We start from the raw sequence: 18,804 nt of genomic DNA on the forward strand, positions 1-18,804 counted from the left end.
ATCCCTGACAACACCCCACGCGCGCCTCAGCCCTCCTTCGAGCGTCCGGCCGTCGACGACCCTGACAAGACGACGATCCGGCCCCGGATCGCTCGACCCAGCGGCCCCACCGGTACGCCTCCACCCCCACCACCGCCGCTGACGCAGACGCCACCCCCGCCGCCGACCCAGGCGCCGGGGTGGCCCGCGCCGCCGCCACCGCCTCCGCCCGCACCGGCGCCGTCCTCAGCGCCATCCTCTGCGCCCGGGGACACCCCCGGGATGATCGGGCCCTACCGGCTCGATCAGCAGGTGGCGTCCAACGACCACGCGGTCGTCTACCGGGCCACCGACACCCGCCTCAACCGAGCGGTCGCGATCAAGGTGCTCCTCGGGCGGAGCGCCCGAGACCCCGAGTTCGTGTCCAGGTTCGACAAGCAGGCCACGCTGATGGCCAAGCTCGACTCTCCGCACATCATGGGCGTCTACACCAACGGCCGGACCAACGACGGCGCGCCCTATCTGGTCTCGCAGTACGCCGACGGCGGCGATCTGGGCTCGCTGCTGAAGGCTCATGGCCGGCTCCCCGGGCCGGTGGCCGCCGATATCTGTGCCCAGATCGCGGATGGCCTGGCCGCGATCCACTCGCCGGAGGTCGGCGTCGTGCACAGCGACGTGAAGCCGTCGAACATCCTGCTGCGTGACGGCAACAGCCCGCCGTACGCCTACCTCTCCGACTTCGCGGCGGCACGCGCCGACGACTCCGCGACGGCCCGGCCCGGCCTCCACTCGGGTGCCTGGGACTACCTGGCGCCCGAGCGTGCGATGGGTGCGCCGGCCAGCCCGGCGAGCGATCTCTACTCGTTGGGTTGCCTCTTCTACGAGCTGGTCACCGGCGAGGTGCCCTTCACCGGCGCGAACGACGTCGAGACGGCGATGGCCCACAGCTCTCAGCCGATTCCCACGCTGCCCGGACGCGATGACTTCACGCTCCAGGCGAACGACCTGCTCTCCGGCCAGGGCGGCCTGCTCATGAAGGACCCGGCTCAACGGTCCAGCGACGCCGTGCGGATCCGGGACCGGTTCGCGGCCATGGCGGGACGCCAGATGGGGTTCGCCTCCGGCGCCACCGTCACGCTCAAGCGCGCAAAGACCAAGTGGTGGGTTGCTGCCGGGGCGGCCGCGGCGGTCCTCGTCGCCGGTGGCGCCGCGCTCGGGATCACGCTCACGACCACGGAGAACACTCCGGCGAAGCCGAAGCCGGCCGTACGCGGCGACATCACCGGAGACCGGCTGGGCGACCTGGTTCTCGGTGCGCCGTTCGGCGACGTCAACTACAACTGGGACGGCAACGCCGCCACCCTGTTCGCCTCGACGGGCAAGGGCTTCAAGACCGGCACCGGCAAGAACCTCAGGTTCGGCAACCTGCTCGGTGACCTGGATGCCGATGGGCGCGTCGACGTGGTCCAGCTGTCCGGCGTCGGGTCGACGTTCAGCGTCGAGTCCAACGCCAAGGATCAGCCCGACGGTTCCATCCAGGTGCCCGCCTCGGGCAAGCGCCTGGCGATGTTCTGCGCCGACTTCAACGGCGACGGACGCGACGACATCGGCATGATCTCTGTCGGCAACGGCACCAAGCTGCCCGCGGACGACGACCAGCTCGGCAAGCTCAAGGATCTCCAGTTCCATGTCACGGTCATGCGAAGCAAGGCCGACAACACCTGGGCCAAGAGCGCCGACTGGTACACCGGTCCCTGGAAGGGCACCACGTTCGACGTCAGCTTCGATGTCGGTGACTTCGACGGCGACAAGCGGGCCGACATCGTCATGGGCGCGAGGGAGGCCTCGCCAGCAGCAGCCGTCCTGCTGATGAGCAACGGCTCGAAGCTCACCAAGACCGAGCTCGAGGTGCCCGGACCCGACGGTGACCGGTCCGCGGGGTCGGCGATCATCGCCGACGTCACCGGTGACGGGAAGGACGAGCTGATCACCCAGGAGATCGTGGACCAGAAATGGGCTCTCCGGGTCTACTCCTACGACGCCAAGGGCACGAAGTTCGTCCACGAGCCGTCATGGGACATCGACGACCCGGTCAAGAACGACGACACGGTCAGCGGATCGCAGATCCCCGCGGCGGCCGACGTCAACGGTGACGGCAAGGACGACCTGGTCAACCCGTTGCGCTCTCGCGACGGGGACTACAAGTACCTCAACAAGGCGTCGGTCCTGATCTCCGGCAAGGACGCGTTCACTGCCGAGACGTGGGAGATGCCCGGCGCCGACCAGTTCCAGACCCACCCTCCGTTGCGTAAGGCCTCCAACAACAACGGCACGGGAACGCTCTAGATCGGCGGCGAGGACAAGGAACGGCCCGCGACCTGGATCAGGTCGCGGGCCGTTCCATCGGTCATGACGGGCTACACCGAAGCCTCGCTCCACCCCAGCTGGACGACCTCGACACCGCGATCGCGCGTGACCAGGCGGCCACGACCCGGAACCGTCGGGACAGGCTTCATGTTGCCGATGAGCGGGCCCTCGTCAGGGTTGCCGGAGAGTAGCAGGCCGGGCATGGCCAGGTCGCGCATCGACTGGATGACCGACTCGTAGAGCGACCGCGAGGCTCCACCCGAGCGGCGGGCGATGATCACGTGCAGGCCGACGTCGCGTGCCTGCGCCATCAACGGCTGCAGAGGAGAGACCGGCGAGCCCTGCTGGGTCGAGACCAGGTCGTAGTCGTCGACCAGCAGGAACAGGTCCGCACCCGTCCACCAGGACCGGTTGCGCAGCTGCTCGGGCGTGACATCGGGGCCCGGGATCCGCTTCGACAGGTAGTCGGCCAGATCGCTCAGCGCCGGTGTCGCCTGGGTCGCCGAGGTGAGGTAGCTGACCAGGTAGTCGTCCGGGATCTCGCCGAGCATCGATCGCCGGTAGTCGACCACTGCGATCTGGGCCTCCTTCGGCGAATGCGTCCGCATGATCTCGCGGGCGATGTTGCGAAGCAGGGTGGACTTGCCGGACTGACCGTCACCGAAGACGAGCAGGTGCGGCTCGGTGTCGGGGTTGAGACCGACCGGGGCCAGCTCCTTCTCGTTGATGCCCAGAAGGATGCGCTTGCCGGGCTGCTCGTCGGTGACACCGGCCTGCTCGCGGATCCGCTCGATCGTGATCTTCTCCGGCAGCAGCCGCAGCTTCGGGCCGCTGGGACCCTGCCAGGCGGCCGAGACCCGGGAGATCAGATCGTCGACACCGTCGCCCAGCGTCGCCGCGGAGCCGTCGCCGTCCATCCGAGGCAGCGCGCTGAGGAAGTGGAGCTTCTCCTTCACGATGCCTCGACCCGGGCGTCCGGTCGGCACCAGGGCGGCCAGCTTGCGGTCGAGCTCGGAGTCCATCGGGTCACCGAGACGCAGCTCGAGCTTGGTGCCGAAGACGTCGCGCATCGAGGAGCGGAACTCGGCCCAGCGGCCCGCCGCCGCGACGATGTGCACACCGAAGGTCAGGCCGCGCGGAGCGATCTCCTGGATCGCGTACTCGAGGTCGTCGAAGTCGGCGCGCAGCGTGCCCCACCCGTCGATGACGAGGAAGACGTCGCCCCATCCGTCGTCGGCCTGGCCGCGGGCGCGGCGGGTGCGATAGGTCTCGATCGAGTCGATGCCCTGCGCTCGGAAGTAGGCCTCGCGGCGGTCGATGATGCCGGAGATCTCGGCCAGCACCCGGCGTACGACGTCCGGCTCGGAACGGGTGCCGACACCGGAGACGTGGGGGAGCTTGGCCAGCGGCGCGAACGTGCCGCCACCGAAGTCGAGCACGAAGAACTGCACTTCTTGTGGCGTCATGGTCAGCGACATCGAGGTGACGATCGTGCGCAGCGTGGTCGACTTGCCGGTGCGCGGAGCACCGATGACCGCGACGTGACCCGCGGCGCCGCGCAGGTCGACGGTGAGCGTGTCCCGCAGCTGCTCGCGCGGCTTGTCGACGATGCCGAGCGGCACGACCAGTCCACCGAGCCGCTTCCAGGCCGGCGAGTGCAGGCCGAGCTCGGCCGAGGTGGTCAGGTCGGGCATCAGCGAGTCGAGCGTGTCGGGGATGTCGAGCGGCGGCAGCCAGACCTGGTGGGCCGGGGTGCCGTGGCCGGTCATCCGGTCGACCGCGATGTCGAGCATCGACTTCTCGACGCCGTCCGCGCCCACGACCGGGGTGGCCGGACGCTCTTCCTCCTCGACCGGCGCCGCGAGCTGCTTCACCTCGGCGATCGAGAACGGGAAGATGCCCTGCAGCTTGCCGCCCTCGTCGCGGCGGATCCGCGACCCCGCGGCCGGCGGCCCGGAGACGTACGCCGCCCGGAACCGCTGCATGTTGGTCGGGTCGGGCTTCAGGTAGCCGAGACCGGGGACCGCCGGGAGCTCGTAGGCATCCGGCACACCGAGCACGGTCCGCGACTCCTGCGCGGAGAACGTGCGTAGACCGACGCGGTAGGAGAGGTGCGAGTCGAGACCGCGCAGGCGGCCCTCCTCGAGGCGCTGCGAGGCGAGCAGCAGGTGGATGCCGAGGGATCGGCCCAGACGACCGATCGCGACGAACAGGTCGATGAACTCGGGCTTGGCCGAGAGCATCTCGGAGAACTCGTCGACCACGATGAACAGCGACGGCAGCGGATCCATCGACGGGTCCTGCGTACGGGCCTTCTCGTAGTCCTTCAGGGAGGAGAAGTTGCCGGCTTCGCGCAGGAGCTCCTGGCGACGGGTCATCTCACCGGAGAGCGCGTCCTGCATACGGTCGACCAGGGTGAGCTCGCCCTCGAGGTTGGTGATCACCGCGGAGACGTGCGGCATGCCCGCCATCCCGGCGAAGGTCGCACCACCCTTGAAGTCGACCAGCACCAGGTTGAGGACCTCCGGCGGGTGGGTGAGCACCAGACCGAGGACGAGGGTGCGGAGGAACTCCGACTTACCGGAACCGGTGGCGCCGATGACGAGGCCGTGCGGCCCCATACCCTGCTGGGCCGACTCCTTGATGTCCATGTAGATCTGCTGGCCGGCCTCACCGACACCGACCGGCACGCGCAGCCGGTCGCGGTTGGCGCGGGGACGCCAGGCGACGTCCGGGTCGAAGGAGCGTACGTCGCCCAGACCGAGCAGCGCCATGTAGTCCTTCGGGGCCGCGATCTCGGTGTCCTGCGGGGTCTCGGCGGCCGCGTCGGAGCCTTCCGGAGCGACGGTGTAGAGCGCGGTCAGGCGACGGGCGTAGGCCTCGGCGTCGGCCATGCTCATCTGGTCGACGCGCAGGCGGACCGGGTCCATGCGTACGCGGACCTGGTAGCCGGCGACCGTGTTGTTCTCGTCGGGCTCCTCGTCGTCGATCAGGAACCGCACGCGGCTGGAGTCGAAGAGCTCGTCCCAGTGGGTCGGCAGGTCGATGACGGTGACGCCCTGGATGCCGTCGTCGGGGAGCACGTGGTTGCCCGGCGGGACGGAGCCGCCGTCGACGATGACCACGACCTGGGGCGAGGGGATCCGGTCGTCGGTGCCCCAGCGGGCGCGCTCGCCGACCTCGGTCGGGAGGAGCGCGGCGAGGTCGTTGATGTTGGTGACCACCATGCGGCGCGGCCCGACGGCGTCGACCTCGCGCCCGCTCTGGGCGTGAGGCAGCCACTTGACCCAGTCCCACTCGGCGAGGTTGCGCTCGGAGGTGAGCACGGCGACGATCAGCTGCTCCGGGGAGTGGAAGGCGGTCATCCCGCAGATCAGAGCGCGGGCGAGCGCTCGGGCCTGGTCCTCGTTGCCGCAGATCTCCATCTTGTCGAACCCGCGCAGGTTGGTCGCGGCCGGCAGGTCGGGCTGGACCCGGTGGACGGTCAGCAGCCGGTGCAGCGCGCTCGCCGAGGCCGGGTCGACCTGGTCGATCGGGGTCTGTTGGGGCGGGACCAAGGTGAGGGCCAGAGGTTGGTGCGCGACGCCGTAGCGGACGTCGAGATAGCGCTTGTGGGTGTTCGAGCGCTCCCACAGCCGGCTGCGCTCCTCGGCGATCGCCGGCAACGAGGACGGCGCGGGGTAGTGCCAGGTCAGCGCCTTGCGCTGCTGCTCACCGGCCCTGCGTGCCGACTGCCGGATACCGGCCAGGTAGCGCAGGTAGTCGGTGCGCTGCCCGCCGACCTGCTTCTGCTTCTGTTTCCGCTGGCGGTCGATCTGCACGAAGATGAAGCCGAGGGTCGCGAAGAGGAACATGCCCGCGGCAAGGTACTTCTGGATCGGAGCACCGCCACCGGTGCCGCCCGCGGGCTGCATCGTGGCGACCAGCACGATCGAACCGAGACTGCCGAGCATCGGGATGGCGTTCATGAGAACGCCGCCGACACCCTCGCCCTCTTCGATAGCCGGCGGAGCGTTGAGTGCGAGCTCCCCCTCGGGGACCTCCGGCTCCTCCGTGCGGGTACCGCCGGCTGTCGCAGCGATAGTCACGTGTCCCCCTGAGACTGGTTCAGTGCCCCGCGGGCCCGGATGCCGCGGGTGGTCTGGATCTTAGAGTGCTCGCACCCCGGCTACTACCCTTAACCGTGCCGGTCGGGTAAAACGGGCGGTGGAGCTTCCGATGTGGAACTCTGTCACAGGGTCATCACGCATCCGGGAGGTGTCATGCCCACTCAGACGGCCGATGCCGTTCAGCCGGCGCTCGCAGCAGGCGGCCTGGCGATCACGGTCCACGGCACCGCCGGAGTGGTCGACATCGTCGTTCCGTCCGATGCCCACGCCTCGGACCTGGCGCGGGAGTACGCCACCGCGGTAGGTCTGCCCGCCGCGCCGGTGCTGCGCGACCGGCGTGGCGAGACAATCCAGCCGGATGCCTCGCTCGCCTCGCGCGGCATCACCTCGGGTGCCCTGCTCGCGGCCGACTCGCCGCCCACCCAGGCCTACGCGCGACGTGAGGTCGTCGAGACGGTCGCCGCGGTCCGGGCAGGCAGCTTCTCGTTCTACTGGGTCGGCCTGGCCACCCTGCTGGCGGTTGCGGCCTCCGGATTCGGCGCCCAGGCCGACGGCTGGCAGCGGTTGGCGATCGCCGGGCTGCTCGGCCTCGGCGCTCTGGTCGGGATCATCCCCGCCGGGCCGTACGCCGCCCGCCGGGCGATCGCGGCCCCGGCGTTCGCCGCGGGCGCCGCGTTCGTCATCACCGTCACCCCCGAACCGGAGACGCTGCCTCTGGCGGTCGGCGTGGCCGGACTGAGCGGCGCGGTCATCGCGACCGTCTCGCGTTCGCTGGTCGACACCGTCGATGCCGCCCTCAAGGTCTGGACCCTGACCGGTGTCTCGGTCTTCGTCGTGACCGCGCTCTGCGCGCTGCTCGGCACCTCGCCGCAGGTGCCGTGGTCGATCCTGTTCGCCGCGGCCGCTCTCGCGGCTCGGATCGTCCCGTCGTACGCCGTGGACGTGCCTGACTCCTATCTCCTCGACGTCTCGAAGCTGTCGGTGACCGCCTGGTCGGCACGCGCCAAGACCACGTCCGGCAAGGCGACCGTCCCGTTCGACGAGGTCACCGAGGTGGCCGAGCGCGGGGCCCGCACGCTGGCAGCCGCCTCCTGGGCGATCCTCGGCGTGGTCGTGATCAGCGGGCCGGCGCTGGTGGCGACCGCGACCGCCGACGTGGACCGGGTCGGTGGCTGGTTGATCATGCTGGCCGGTGCCTTCGTGATCCTGCTGTCGGCACGCAGCTACCGCTACTGGCTGCCCCGCGGCGTACTGCGGGTGGCCGGGGTTATTGCGCTGGCGGTCGGGGTCCGTGCCTTCGTAGGGTGGGCTGACCCGGAGCTGGTCTCCTGGTTCGGTCTGGCTGTCGTGGTGATCGGGTTCGCCGTGATCATCGCGGCGATCGCGACCGGCCGGGGCTGGCGATCGGCGAAGTGGGCGGCTCGGGCCGATTGGGCCGAGTCGCTGTGCGGCGCCGCCGTGATCGCTTCGTTCGTGGTTTCCTCGGGGTTCTTCAGACACCTGTGGGAATCGGGTTTCAGCGGTTAGACAGCAGGGCTGAAAAAAGTTCAGAGATTTGTGTTTAGAACTCCGGAGACGGGGTAAGAACACATTGTCCGGACCTCGGGGGAGCCCATCGGGAGCCGGGCTCCAACAGGTATCGACCTAGGGACCGGTTCCGCCGGTGGAAGGACAGCACCATGAGCAGTGAGATCAAGCAAGGGCAGGCGATCGAGTCCGCCGTCAAGTTCATCGAGGAGACGAAGGCCAAGCTGGAGAACATCAACTCCCGCACGGTCTCCGAGGCTCAGTCGGCTGGGTCCTCCGGGTGGAAGGGCGCTGGCGGCAACGCGTTCCAGCAGCTCATGAACACCTACAACGAGAAGGCCCGCGAGATCACCACGGCCCTCGACCAGCTCACCGCCGGTCTCACCAAGGCCCGCCAGCTGGGGTCCGACGCCGACCAGGATGTCGCGGGGCAGACCAGCGCCATCAGCAGCCAGGTCGAGGGCACCAAGTACTCGTTCTGATCAACGCAACGGACTGAAAAGGAACTGTCATGGGCGAAGAGATTGTCGTTAACCACGGAGCCATGGGCTCCATCGTGGACGTGCTGATCAAGGGCGTGAGGGAGATGGACGGCGCCCTCGACGAGCTCGAGAGGTACATCCTGAACCTCCAGGAGAACTTCACCGGTGAGGCGGCCAACGCCTACAACCAGGCGCAGGCCAAGTGGAACGGGACCATCCGTGAGCTGGGTGCCGCGCTTGACCGCAGCAGCAAGTTCGTCAACGAGTCGCAGGCGCAGATGCACGACGCTGACATGCGCGGTGCCGGCGGCTTCGGCGGCTGAGTTCTTCAGCACACAGGCAACACGAGGGGACCGGTGCGGGGCACCGGTCCCCTCGTCGTTGGATTTATGGCAAAGTCAGCGCTGATGCTCGCCGGTTGATGCCGCGGGCGATGGTACGGCGTAATTCTCGGGACATTCGGTCGGTTCGTCTCGGGCACAGGCACGACGCGAGGAGTTCGTGAAATGACGCAGGCGCAGGTGGCGCCCACTGGGCTGGTCCGGGTCACAGTCGCCTCCGGCACACGTCGGATGGATCTGGTGCTGCCGGGCTCGGTTCCCGTGGCGGAGCTCGTGCCGGAGCTTGCGCGAAGCGTCGGGTTGCTCGACCCGCAGACGGCGTACGCCGGCTACCGCGTCGTGCTCGCCGACGGCCGCAAGCTCGCCGGCGACCTCGGTCTGATCCCGCAGGGTGTCGAGGACGGTGGCGTGCTCACCGTGAGCGCCGGGATCGACGACAAGCCGCCGCGGGTCTACGACGACGTGGTCGAGGCGATGACCGATGTCGTCGAGAGCGAGATGGCCCCCTGGAAGCCGGAAGCAGGACGACGTACGTCACTGCTCGCTGCCGCGCTGCTGCTGCTCCTCGGCGCCGGTGCGCTGTGGACGCAGGCGCCGTCGATGCTCGCCGGCGTCGCTGCCGCGGTGATCGGCGTCGTCCTCGCCGGCGGCGCGATCGTGCTCTCCCGCCTCGAGGCGGAGAACGACGCCGCGATCGCCGCGGTGTGGATCGGTGAGGTCTACGGTGCGGTCGCCGGTTTCCTGATCGGCGCGGCCGCGGTCGGCGGTGGCGGCGAGGTCGGCATGCCGCTGGCCTTCGCCGGTGCGGGCGCCATGCTCGCCGCCGCGATCGGCTTCCTCGGCCTGGGCGAGGCCCGGATGCTGGCGATGCCCGGGGCGCTCGTCGGTGGCGTCTTCCTGGTGGCCGGTCTGCTGCTGAGCGCGACCGGCTGGAAGGCCGGTGTGGTGCTCGGGATCGTGCTGGTCGTCGTGGTGCTGGCCGGCAGCTTCTTCCCGTGGCTCGCGCTGAGCACGACCAAGACCGACGTCCCCCAGCTCTACTCCGACGAGGACATCAACCTCGACCCGGACGAGATCCGCCAGGACCAGGTCAAGGTCGACGCCAAGGTCGCCCACGAGATCCTGGTCGCGATCTCCCTCTCCGTCGGCGTCCTGGTCGTGCTGACCGCGCCGTTCGTGGTCCGCCTCGGTCTCTTCGGCACGCTGCTGGCTCTCGCCGCGTGTGTCGTGCTGATGCTGCGTACGAGGCAGTACCGGACGGGTTCGGAGGTGCTCGTCGGCCTCGTCTCCGGGATCGCCGGCTTGCTCGCGATCGGTTCGGCGCTGCTGGTCTACCACGAGTCGTGGCGGCCGACGACCGCCGTCGTGCTGGCGGCCGCGGGTGGCGTACTCCTGGTGCTGACGCTCGTTCCCGATGTCGGTTCGATCCGGCGCGGTCGGCTCGCCGACGTCGCCGAGACGATCTGCCTGCTCGCGATGCTGCCGCTGATGGTGCTCGCCTCCGGCCTCTTCGGCGCCGCGGTGGCTGGTTTCTGATGGCCAGCAAGAAGGACCTCGTCGAGGCGCACGCCTTCAGCCGCCGCCGCCTCGTCTCCGCGTTCCTCTCCGGTGCGCCCGGTGGGCGCGAGGTGGAGCCGGCCCGGCCGGGTCGCTCGGTCTTCGGTGGCCTCGTGCTCGCGGTGCTGCTCATCGCGGGCGGCGCCGTCGCCCACTTCCTCTCGCCCAAGGCCGCCACCGGCTGGGCCGACGAGGACGGCCTGATCGTGACCAAGGGCGGTGCCCGTTACGTCGTCACCGGCCCCGACAAGGACAAGGAGCTGCACCCGGTCGTCAACCTGGCCAGCGCCCAGCTCATCCTCGGTCTCGACCTGGAGAAGAGGTCCAAGGTCATCGACCAGGAGGAGATCGACAAGGAGTTCCCGAAGGAGACCATCGGCCTCTCCGGCCCGAACGTCCCCGAGGAGCTGCCGCTCACGTCCGACTTCATCAACAGCGGCTGGACCGCGTGCACCGCCAACGGAGCCGGCACGTTCCTGAACATCTCGGCGAAGCCGGACGTGAAGGCTGCCACGGACACCGGTTTCATGGTGCAGACCGAAGAGGGCAACTACCTCATCGCGGAGTCACGGACGAATGAGGGTTACACCCAGGCCTACAGCTACAAGATCGAGGGCGATCAGGAGACATACGCCGACCGTGTCTTCAAGGATGCGCCACCGACGCTCAAGGTTCCGCAGGCGTGGGTCAACCTGTTCCCTGCCGGCGCGCCGCTGGGGGCGGAGGCGTTCGGAAGTGCCTACTCGAAGTTCGGCCAAGCGGTGGCCGGCGAGGACTATCCGATCGGGACGAGGGGCATCTTCGACGCGAAGAGCTACCTGCTGATGGAGAGTGGCTGGATCCGCATCAGTGACTTCACCGCTGAGGTGTACGACACGGCCATGCAGGCAGCGGGCAAGTCGGTCAGCCTCCAATCGCTGGACAGCGGTCCGCAAATCAATGGCGACGAGCCGGAGACCTCATGGCCGGCCAACGAGCTCGAGCCCGGCACCGGCAGTGTCTGCGCCAAGCTCGAGACCCAGGACGAGACGACGGTGCGCCTTGGCGTCGAGCCGGGCGAGGATGCCTGGCGGGCGTCGGAACCTCCCGCGGCCACCGACCTCACCTCAGCCCGAGTTGACCCCGGCAAGGGTGCCTTCGTGTACGCCGCCAACGGCGAGAAGCTCGACAAGAAGAGCGCGACGCCCTACCTGATCGATGCCCGCGGCACGGTGAACACCCTCGACGGCAAGTTGACGGTCGACCGACTCGATCTCGGGCCAGACTCCGGTCCGATCGTGCCCGGCACCTGGCTGCAGCTGCTTCCGCGTGGCGCCGCGCTCTCGACCGACCTGGCGCTCTGCCCGCCCACCACCGGAGAGGTAAAGGAGAGCCGGTGCGTGGCGACCGAGTGACATCCCTACGTAGCGGTATCGCGCTCGCCGCCGTCATCGGTGGGCTCACCTTCCTAGGTAGTCCGAGCCCTGCGTACGCCGCGGAGGAACGGCCACTCTGTAAGGAGTACGAGAAGAATCTCGGCGGCGGCGCCCCGCAGAAGGCGGAGACCCAGATGGCGCCGGTGCTGGAGACGGTCGCTCCGTTCGCGATCATGCGGATCACCGAGGCGCAGAAGGTGAGCAAGCAGGGGCAAGGGATCCGCGTCGCGGTCGTCGACTCCGGCTACAGCCGCAGCGCGCAGGACTATCGCGGCACCGTCGCAGCCGGGCTGATCTCCCAGATCGCGCCCAAGGCGAAGCTCAGCGACCATCCGGTCCTCAAGGTCGGCCAGGAGAAGTCGACGGTCGACGCCAAGCGGATGGCGGCCGAGCTCAACTCGCTGGCCAAGGGCAACGCCAAGGGTCTGATCGTCGACATCGGCCTGCCCGCGGCGCAGGGTGCTTCGGGCCTGGACACGGCGGTCGACACGCTCATCAAGAAGGGTGCCATCGTGGTGATGGCAGCGGACTGGTCCGGTATCACCACCGCGACGGACCGGGACATCGCCCCCAAGGTCTTCCCCAACGCCAACGACCCCGTGGTGACAGTCAGCGCCTCCGGAACGTGGGCCTCGGACCCGGACTCCGCGGTGCTCCCCAACTCCAAAACCGACGTCGCCGCCCCGACCTACGGGGCCCCGTCGAAGACGCTCTTCGGCCAGCCGTGCTGGGTCGACACGATCTCGACGTCCTTCGCCTCCGCCGAGGTCTCGGCGGTGCTCGCGCTGATCTGGTCGACCAACCCGGGCTGGAGCGCCAGTCAGGTCATCGACCGCCTCTACAGCACCACCTCGGGCGTCGAGGGCCAGGGCGGCCGTTACTGGGGTGCCGGCGTGGTCAACGCCTACGACGCGCTCACCCGCCCCGCCGTCGAGGAGGCCGCCGAGCCGCCGGAGGTCGAGCAAGCCCCGATGGCCCGCGAGAAGGTCGACCCGCTTGCCAGTGTCCGTGAGAACGCGATCTGGTGGGGGATCGGTGGCGGCGGCGCGCTGGGTCTCGGGCTGGTTCTGCGACCCCTGTTCTCGCGCCGCAAGGGCTCGATGTAGCTCTTCAGGCCGAGTGGTCGAAGGCCTCGCGCGCCGCTTCGACCTCGGGCAGCGTCGTGGTCGTCCAGTGATAGAGCCGGTCGATGAGGTCCTGCAGGGTGCTGCCCAGCGGGGTGATGCGGTATTCCACCGCGAGCGGGCGGGTGCTCAGCACGACCCGCTCGACCATGCCGTTGCGCTCCAAGCGGCGCAGTGCCGTGGTGAGTGATTTCTGGGTCACCGCGGGGATCGCCTGACGCAGCTCGTTGAAGCGTCGCGGTCGCTCGCACAGTGTGTCGAGCACCTGGAGCGACCACTTGTCGAGGAGCTGGTCGAGGAGCTCGCGATGCTCCTGGGTCAGTCGAAGCGGGCCAGGGACGGTATCCGGCATGACACCTAGTCTCGTTGAAGTGTCCTTCGGATACCAAGTACACATGGGAAACCTTGACCATCGAAAGGAATCTCCTCGTGTCCGTCGATCTGCTCACCCCCGAAGGCATGTTCCAGCCCGTGCCCTACCACCATGTCTCTGTCGCCACCGGAAGCCGCCACATCCACGTCGCCGGACAGATCGCCCGGGACGAGCTCGGTCGCGGTGTCGCACCCGGCGACCTCGCCGGTCAGCTCGCCCACGCCCTCCGCAGCACCGCCCGTGGCCTCGCCGGCGCCGGCGCCACCTTCGCCGACGTCGTACGCCTGCGGTTCTTCGTCACGGACTGGACCCCGGAGAAGTACGACGCGTTCGTCGCGGGTCTCGAGAGCGTCGTCGACGAGCTGGGCATCCCGCAGCCCCTACCGCCCCTGTCGGCCATCGGCGTGGACTACCTGTTCGAGCCAGACGTGCTCGTCGAGGTCGAGGCGTACGCCGTCCTGGACTGAACCGTTCGAGGAAATGAAGAACGCCGATCCGGAGCTTGCGCTGTCCGGATCGGCGTTCTTGCAGGTCAACCAAGGTTTCCTGCTGGCGGATCTGGGGGGATTCGAACCCCCGAGGGCGTTAACCCAACACGGATTCCAGCCGTGCGCCATAGGCCACTAGGCGACAGATCCGTGAGGGATCCTACGCGGCTCCGTGAGCATCGGGGAAATCGGCGGAGGGCCAGCGGGCCGCCTTTGGGATCGGCGCGGGGACTCGTCTAGACTCTTCGGCAACCCCCCATGTGGCGACATCTTGTCGAACCTCCCCAGGGCCGGAAGGCAGCAAGGATAAGCGAGCTCTGTTGGGTACGTGGGGGGCCTTTTCTATTTCCGGATCAGCCCCGAGCGGATCAGCCCCGAGCCGCCTCTTGGTCTCGCGTGATGCCCCGGATGATCGAGATCCAGCTGACGCAGGCGATCACGAGCGCGATGGCGGACAGCGCGTCGATCATCGCGACGATGATGATCGCGTCTCGTGACAGGACGTCCTCGCTGTTGAAGATCTTTCCCGACAGGTTGGTGGACAAGATGGCCACCAACCAGGCTGTCCACCAGATGGCGAGGGACGGACGGGGCTGGTTGTTGGCGGTCGCTCGGCGTACGTCATCGACTACTTGGAGCGGGAACCACAACGACACGATCGGCACCCACCAGCCGAGCCACACCCATGCGCGACTGCGTCGCATGTGGAACGTGGGGTTTACGACCCTCGCGAAGTCATAGCTCCGCAGCAGCCACAGGCACCCCACGATGTAGAGCGAGATCAGGACGGCGAACAGGGCGAGTCCCAGTGCGACAGAGGCGCCGACCCAGATCAATGTCGAGGTCGACGGGGTCGCGCTCAGCATCGTGTCGTTGACTGCCACGGACACGGGATACGAGACCGCGGCCGTGATGACCACGACGGCAGTGAGGGCTATGGCGAGCCAGATCGAGGCGGTGGCCAGGCCGCGAGGACCGGTCGGGACCTGCTGGTACGGGGCGGGTACGGGTTGGTTCGGGAAGGGTGGTGGGGAGCCGTACGGATTGCTCATCGAGCGTCCTTTCTGAACAAGTCTTGGGGACATCAGGGTCCGCCATCGCCGTCGCGGCGACCCCCGATGCGGTCACGAACGCGTCACGATCGGATCCGAAGAGACGACGAGATGACCACTTTGCTCAGTTCGTCGGGCTCGCGGGCGCCCGGCGGCTACCGACTGTCGGTGGGGGTCGTTAGGGTTCATGGGGTGGACGCACCGCTAGCTCTCTACCGCCGCTACCGGCCGGAGACGTTTGCCGAGGTCATCGGCCAAGATCACGTCACCGGCCCGCTGCGCAATGCGCTGGCGGGCAACCGGGTCAACCATGCGTACCTCTTCTCCGGTCCACGCGGCTGCGGCAAGACGACCTCGGCGCGGATCCTGGCGCGGGCGCTGAACTGCGAGAAGGCGCCGATCGCGGACCCGTGCGGGGAGTGCGAGTCGTGCCGGGACCTGGCGCGCGGCGGGCCCGGCAGCATCGACGTGATCGAGATCGACGCGGCCTCCCATGGTGGTGTGGACGATGCCCGTGACCTGCGGGAGAAGGCGTTCTTCGCGCCGGTGAAGAGCCGCTACAAGGTCTACATCATCGACGAGGCCCACATGGTCTCGACGCAGGGCTTCAACGCGCTGCTCAAGCTGGTCGAGGAGCCGCCGGAGCATCTGCGGTTCATCTTCGCGACGACCGAGCCGGAGAAGGTCATCCCGACGATCCGGTCGCGCACCCACCACTATCCGTTCCGCCTCTTCCCGCCCAAGCTGGTCTCCGACTACATCTCGACGCTGTGCGAGAAGGAGGGGATCAACGTCGAGCCGGCCGCGCTGCCGCTGGTCGCCCGCGCGGGCGCCGGGTCGATGCGCGACAGCCTCTCGGTCATGGACCAGCTGCTCGGCGGCGCGGGGCCTGAGGGCGTGACGTACGAGTTGGCGGCCGGGCTGCTCGGCTACACCCCGGACGCACTGCTCGATGAGGTCGTCGACGCGTTCGCCGCTCACGACGGTGCCGCGGTCTTCGGTGTGATCGACAAGATCATCGAGACCGGCCAGGACCCGCGGCGGTTCACCGAGGACCTGCTCCGGCGGCTGCGTGACCTGGTCATCGTCAAGGCGGTCCCGGACGCGCCCACGACCGGTCTCATCGACGTCTCCGAGGACGGTGGCGAGCGTCTGGTCGCCCAGGCCGGACGCTTCGGGCCGCACGACCTCTCCCGCGCCGCGGACGCCGTCGCCACCGGCCTGACCGAGATGCGCGGCGCCACCGCGCCTCGACTGCTGCTCGAGCTGATCTGTGCCCGGGTGCTGCTGCCCGCGGCCGACGGCGCCGACGGCCTCGCCGCCAGGCTGGACCGTCTGGAGAGGCGGATCGAGATCAGCGGTACGCCGACGGTGACCGCTCCACCGGTGGCGGCCGCTCCCGCCCAGGACCGGCCGGTGCTCAAGCCGTCGGTCGGCGCGCCGGGGCACGAGACCGTCGCGCCTGCGTCGCCGCAGCCGGAGCCCGTCCAGACGTACGCCTCCGCTCCTGAGCCCGCTCCCGAGCCAGAGCCAGCCGCAGAGGTGACGCCGCAGCAGGCGCCGGCCGCACCCTCGACGCCCGCGCCGGAGCCGCCGAGCCGGCCCCAGCCACAGGCGCAGCCGGGCGGCATGGGCAACGTGGACATCCGTCGGCTGTGGGACGACGTGATCGCCCAGACCAAGGGCCTGCGCCGGGCGACCTGGTCGCTCGTGGGCCAGAACGCCCAGGTGGTCGACTTCCGCGACGGCATCCTCACCCTCGGGTTCGGCTCGCCCGGACTCCGCGACCGGTTCGCGACCGGCGGACACGAGCCGATCCTCGGCCAGGCGCTGGTCAACGTGATCGGCATCCAGCCCAAGATCGAGGCGATCGTCGCCGGGGGCGGCCAGCCCGCCCCGCAGCGGCAGGCCCCGCCCCAGCCCCAACCGACGCAACCCCAGGAACCCGCTCAGCCGCAGCAGCCGCCGGAGGCATCCTGGAACGAGCAGGCGCCACCGCCCGACTGGGCCGCCGAGCCGCCGCCCCCCGACCAGCCGCCCGCTCCACCGGAGCCGCCCGCGACCCAGCAGGCCGACCCGGGAGCGATCGCGCTGGCACGAGAGGCGATCCGGCCGACGCGCGCCGCCGACTACGAACCCCCGGTCGACGACACCGCGGCCCGTCTGGCCGAGGCCGACGCCGCGGTGAACCCCGACGACCAGGCCTACGACGGGCCGGCCGCGATGGGCGCCGAGGCGCTGCTCGCTCAGGAGCTGGGTGCAACGATGATCGAAGAGATTCCTCACAACTAGGACGGCACAGATGACGAACCCACTCGAAGGCCTCGGCGGCGAGGGCGGCTTCGACCTCAACGCGATCATGCAGCAGGCCCAGGCGCTGCAGAGCCAGATCGTCGACGCCCAGGAGAAGCTGGCCGAGACGATCGTCGACGGCACCGTCGCCGGCGGTGCGGTGACCGTCAAGCTCACCGGCACCGGCGAGCTGGTCGGTGTCGAGATCAAGCAGGGCGAGTTCGACGGCAGCAACCCCGATGACCTCGAGGACCTCGGCGCCGTGATCGTCGCCGCCTACCGCGAGGCGAAGGGCAAGGCCGACGCGCTCGCCGGCGAGGCGATGGGCCCGCTCGCGGGCGGCCTCGGCGGCGGTATGGGTGGTGCCCCCGGCGGCAACGAGCCGCCGTTCAAGCTCGGCTTCTAGAAGGACAGGCAACAGAGTTGTACGAGGGTGTGGTCCAAGACCTCATCGACGAGCTGGGACGGCTGCCGGGCGTAGGCCCGAAGAGCGCCCAGCGGATCGCGTTCCATCTGCTCCAGGCCGATCCCGCAGACGTACACCGGCTGGCCTCGATCCTCAACGAGGTCAAGGCGAAGGTGAAGTTCTGCTCGGTCTGCTTCAACGTCTCCGAGGAGGAGACCTGCCGGATCTGTCGCGACCCGCGTCGTGAGCAGTCGGTGCTGTGCGTGGTCGAGGAATACAAGGACGTCGTCGCGATCGAGCGCACCCGTGAGTTCCGCGGGCGCTATCACGTGCTCGGTGGCGCGATCAGCCCGATCGACGGGATCGGTCCCGACCAGCTGCGCATCCGTGAGCTCGTCCAGCGGCTCAACGACCCCGGGATCACCGAGGTGATCCTCGCCACGGACCCCAACCTGGAGGGCGAGGCGACGGCGACCTACCTGACCCGCCAGCTGAGCCCGCTCGGTCTGAAGGTCACCCGTCTGGCCAGCGGTCTTCCGGTCGGCGGCGACCTGGAGTACGCCGACGAGGTCACCCTCGGTCGTGCGTTCGCCGGGCGACGCGCGGCTGAATAGTCCCTGAGACCAGACCTTTCACCCTCGTCAGGCCAGAACTTCGGCGGTAGCCTGACGATTCAAAGGGACCTCGGGAAGGGGGCCGTCATGACGAACGACTTGACCGGCAAGGACTTCGCCACCAGCATCGCCGACTCGGTGGAGAGCTTCCTGCTCTCGGTGCGCGCGATCGCTGCCGACGGCGATGGCGGCAGCGCCGTCCCGATGCTGCTGCTGGAAGTGAGCCAGATCCTGCTGGCGGGCGCGCGACTGGGCGCTCAGCAGGACTTCGAGCCTCGTGAGGAGTTCCAGCCCGACGTCGGCATGGAGGCCGACGTCGACGAGCTGCGGATGGGCCTGGCCGAGATGTTCGGCGACATCGACACCTACAGCTTCGTCTTCGATCCTTACAGCCCTGACGTGGTCGACAGCCAGATCTCCGACGACGTCGCCAGCCTGGTGACCGACCTGGAATACGGTCTGCGTCACTACCGCCTCGGCGACGTCGACGAGGCGCTGTGGTGGTGGCAGTTCAGCTACGTCAACAACTGGGGCAACCTGGCCGGCGCGGTGCTCAACGCGCTGCTCACCGTGGTCGCTCACGACCGCCTCGACTCCGAGCCGTTCACCGGTGAGGACGAGGACCTGGCGGCCGCTGATGAGATGCTGGAGAAGACGCCCGTATCGGCAACGTAGACT

The 18,804-nt window shown here is 69.0% G+C and carries 16 protein-coding genes, 1 tRNA gene and 1 other RNA gene; 13 read left to right on the forward strand and 5 right to left on the reverse strand.

The annotated features are described in order from the left end of the window. Positions 1 to 26: 26 nt before the first annotated feature. Positions 27 to 254, reverse strand: coding sequence for a hypothetical protein (locus ACIA03_RS14255; RefSeq protein WP_396983457.1), 228 nt, complete (start codon positions 252 to 254; stop codon positions 27 to 29). 7 nt (positions 255 to 261) lie between these two features. Here ACIA03_RS14255 and ACIA03_RS14260 point away from each other — a divergent pair, with 7 nt between their 5' ends. Further along, positions 262 to 2,325 carry a protein kinase gene (locus ACIA03_RS14260; RefSeq protein WP_396983459.1) on the forward strand — a complete coding sequence of 688 codons (2,064 nt, stop codon included), beginning with the start codon at positions 262 to 264 and terminating at the stop codon, positions 2,323 to 2,325. A gap of 71 nt (positions 2,326 to 2,396) precedes the next feature. Here ACIA03_RS14260 and eccCa read toward each other — a convergent pair whose 3' ends face one another. Beyond that, positions 2,397 to 6,434 carry a type VII secretion protein EccCa gene (gene eccCa / locus ACIA03_RS14265; RefSeq protein ID WP_396983461.1) on the reverse strand — a complete coding sequence of 1,346 codons (4,038 nt, stop codon included), beginning with the start codon at positions 6,432 to 6,434 and terminating at the stop codon, positions 2,397 to 2,399. Positions 6,435 to 6,608: 174 nt separating this feature from the next. On the opposite strand from eccCa, the gene ACIA03_RS14270 reads away from it, so the two are divergent. The 6 genes from ACIA03_RS14270 to ACIA03_RS14295 all read left to right on the forward strand — a co-directional run bounded on the left by ACIA03_RS14270 (position 6,609) and on the right by ACIA03_RS14295 (position 12,883). Further along, positions 6,609 to 7,982: a hypothetical protein gene (locus ACIA03_RS14270; RefSeq protein ID WP_396983463.1), complete on the forward strand. Its 1,374-nt coding sequence runs from the start codon at positions 6,609 to 6,611 to the stop codon at positions 7,980 to 7,982. Positions 7,983 to 8,134: 152 nt separating this feature from the next. After that, complete coding sequence (locus ACIA03_RS14275; protein WP_008356211.1) at positions 8,135 to 8,464, forward strand: WXG100 family type VII secretion target; 330 nt, start codon at positions 8,135 to 8,137, stop codon at positions 8,462 to 8,464. Between the two features lie 29 nt (positions 8,465 to 8,493). Next, entirely contained in the window at positions 8,494 to 8,787 is a 294-nt protein-coding gene (locus tag ACIA03_RS14280; protein ID WP_396983466.1) for a WXG100 family type VII secretion target, read from the forward strand. A 183-nt stretch (positions 8,788 to 8,970) separates the two neighbouring features. Then, positions 8,971 to 10,341 (forward strand): type VII secretion integral membrane protein EccD, encoded by a 1,371-nt coding sequence (gene eccD / locus ACIA03_RS14285; protein WP_396983468.1) that lies wholly within the window; start codon positions 8,971 to 8,973, stop codon positions 10,339 to 10,341. Further along, complete coding sequence (locus ACIA03_RS14290; protein ID WP_396983470.1) at positions 10,341 to 11,756, forward strand: type VII secretion protein EccB; 1,416 nt, start codon at positions 10,341 to 10,343, stop codon at positions 11,754 to 11,756. Before eccD ends, ACIA03_RS14290 begins: the two co-directional genes overlap by 1 nt. After that, positions 11,753 to 12,883 carry a S8/S53 family peptidase gene (locus tag ACIA03_RS14295; protein WP_396983472.1) on the forward strand — a complete coding sequence of 377 codons (1,131 nt, stop codon included), beginning with the start codon at positions 11,753 to 11,755 and terminating at the stop codon, positions 12,881 to 12,883. Before ACIA03_RS14290 ends, ACIA03_RS14295 begins: the two co-directional genes overlap by 4 nt. A gap of 4 nt (positions 12,884 to 12,887) precedes the next feature. Here the strand turns inward: ACIA03_RS14295 and ACIA03_RS14300 are convergent, their stop codons facing one another. Continuing rightward, the gene (locus ACIA03_RS14300) at positions 12,888 to 13,253 is read right to left on the reverse strand and encodes a helix-turn-helix domain-containing protein (RefSeq protein ID WP_141791371.1); all 366 of its coding nucleotides are present in this window, start codon (positions 13,251 to 13,253) and stop codon (positions 12,888 to 12,890) included. A gap of 77 nt (positions 13,254 to 13,330) precedes the next feature. Here ACIA03_RS14300 and ACIA03_RS14305 point away from each other — a divergent pair, with 77 nt between their 5' ends. Continuing rightward, positions 13,331 to 13,741: a RidA family protein gene (locus tag ACIA03_RS14305; protein WP_396983474.1), complete on the forward strand. Its 411-nt coding sequence runs from the start codon at positions 13,331 to 13,333 to the stop codon at positions 13,739 to 13,741. 83 nt (positions 13,742 to 13,824) lie between these two features. On the opposite strand, the gene ACIA03_RS14310 is transcribed toward ACIA03_RS14305, so the two are convergent. After that, positions 13,825 to 13,912: transfer RNA gene (locus tag ACIA03_RS14310), tRNA-Ser, on the reverse strand. Positions 13,913 to 14,012: 100 nt separating this feature from the next. Between ACIA03_RS14310 and ffs the strand changes: the two genes are divergently transcribed. After that, positions 14,013 to 14,103: signal recognition particle sRNA small type (ffs, locus tag ACIA03_RS14315), an RNA gene on the forward strand. A 27-nt stretch (positions 14,104 to 14,130) separates the two neighbouring features. On the opposite strand, the gene ACIA03_RS14320 is transcribed toward ffs, so the two are convergent. Continuing rightward, positions 14,131 to 14,814 (reverse strand): DUF4328 domain-containing protein, encoded by a 684-nt coding sequence (locus ACIA03_RS14320; protein ID WP_396983476.1) that lies wholly within the window; start codon positions 14,812 to 14,814, stop codon positions 14,131 to 14,133. A gap of 192 nt (positions 14,815 to 15,006) precedes the next feature. Here ACIA03_RS14320 and ACIA03_RS14325 point away from each other — a divergent pair, with 192 nt between their 5' ends. From ACIA03_RS14325 to ACIA03_RS14340, 4 genes are all read left to right on the forward strand, one after another. Next, positions 15,007 to 17,106 (forward strand): DNA polymerase III subunit gamma and tau, encoded by a 2,100-nt coding sequence (locus ACIA03_RS14325; RefSeq protein WP_396983478.1) that lies wholly within the window; start codon positions 15,007 to 15,009, stop codon positions 17,104 to 17,106. Between the two features lie 10 nt (positions 17,107 to 17,116). Then, on the forward strand, positions 17,117 to 17,512 hold the full coding sequence (locus ACIA03_RS14330) for a YbaB/EbfC family nucleoid-associated protein (RefSeq protein ID WP_141791374.1): 396 nt from the start codon (positions 17,117 to 17,119) through the stop codon (positions 17,510 to 17,512). Between the two features lie 17 nt (positions 17,513 to 17,529). After that, positions 17,530 to 18,126, forward strand: coding sequence for a recombination mediator RecR (gene recR / locus ACIA03_RS14335; protein ID WP_008356228.1), 597 nt, complete (start codon positions 17,530 to 17,532; stop codon positions 18,124 to 18,126). A gap of 87 nt (positions 18,127 to 18,213) precedes the next feature. Then, on the forward strand, positions 18,214 to 18,801 hold the full coding sequence (locus ACIA03_RS14340; RefSeq protein WP_141791375.1) for a DUF5063 domain-containing protein: 588 nt from the start codon (positions 18,214 to 18,216) through the stop codon (positions 18,799 to 18,801). Positions 18,802 to 18,804 lie beyond the last annotated feature (3 nt).

This window comes from Nocardioides sp. NPDC051685, from assembly GCF_044453405.1.
Taxonomy (GTDB): domain Bacteria; phylum Actinomycetota; class Actinomycetes; order Propionibacteriales; family Nocardioidaceae; genus Nocardioides.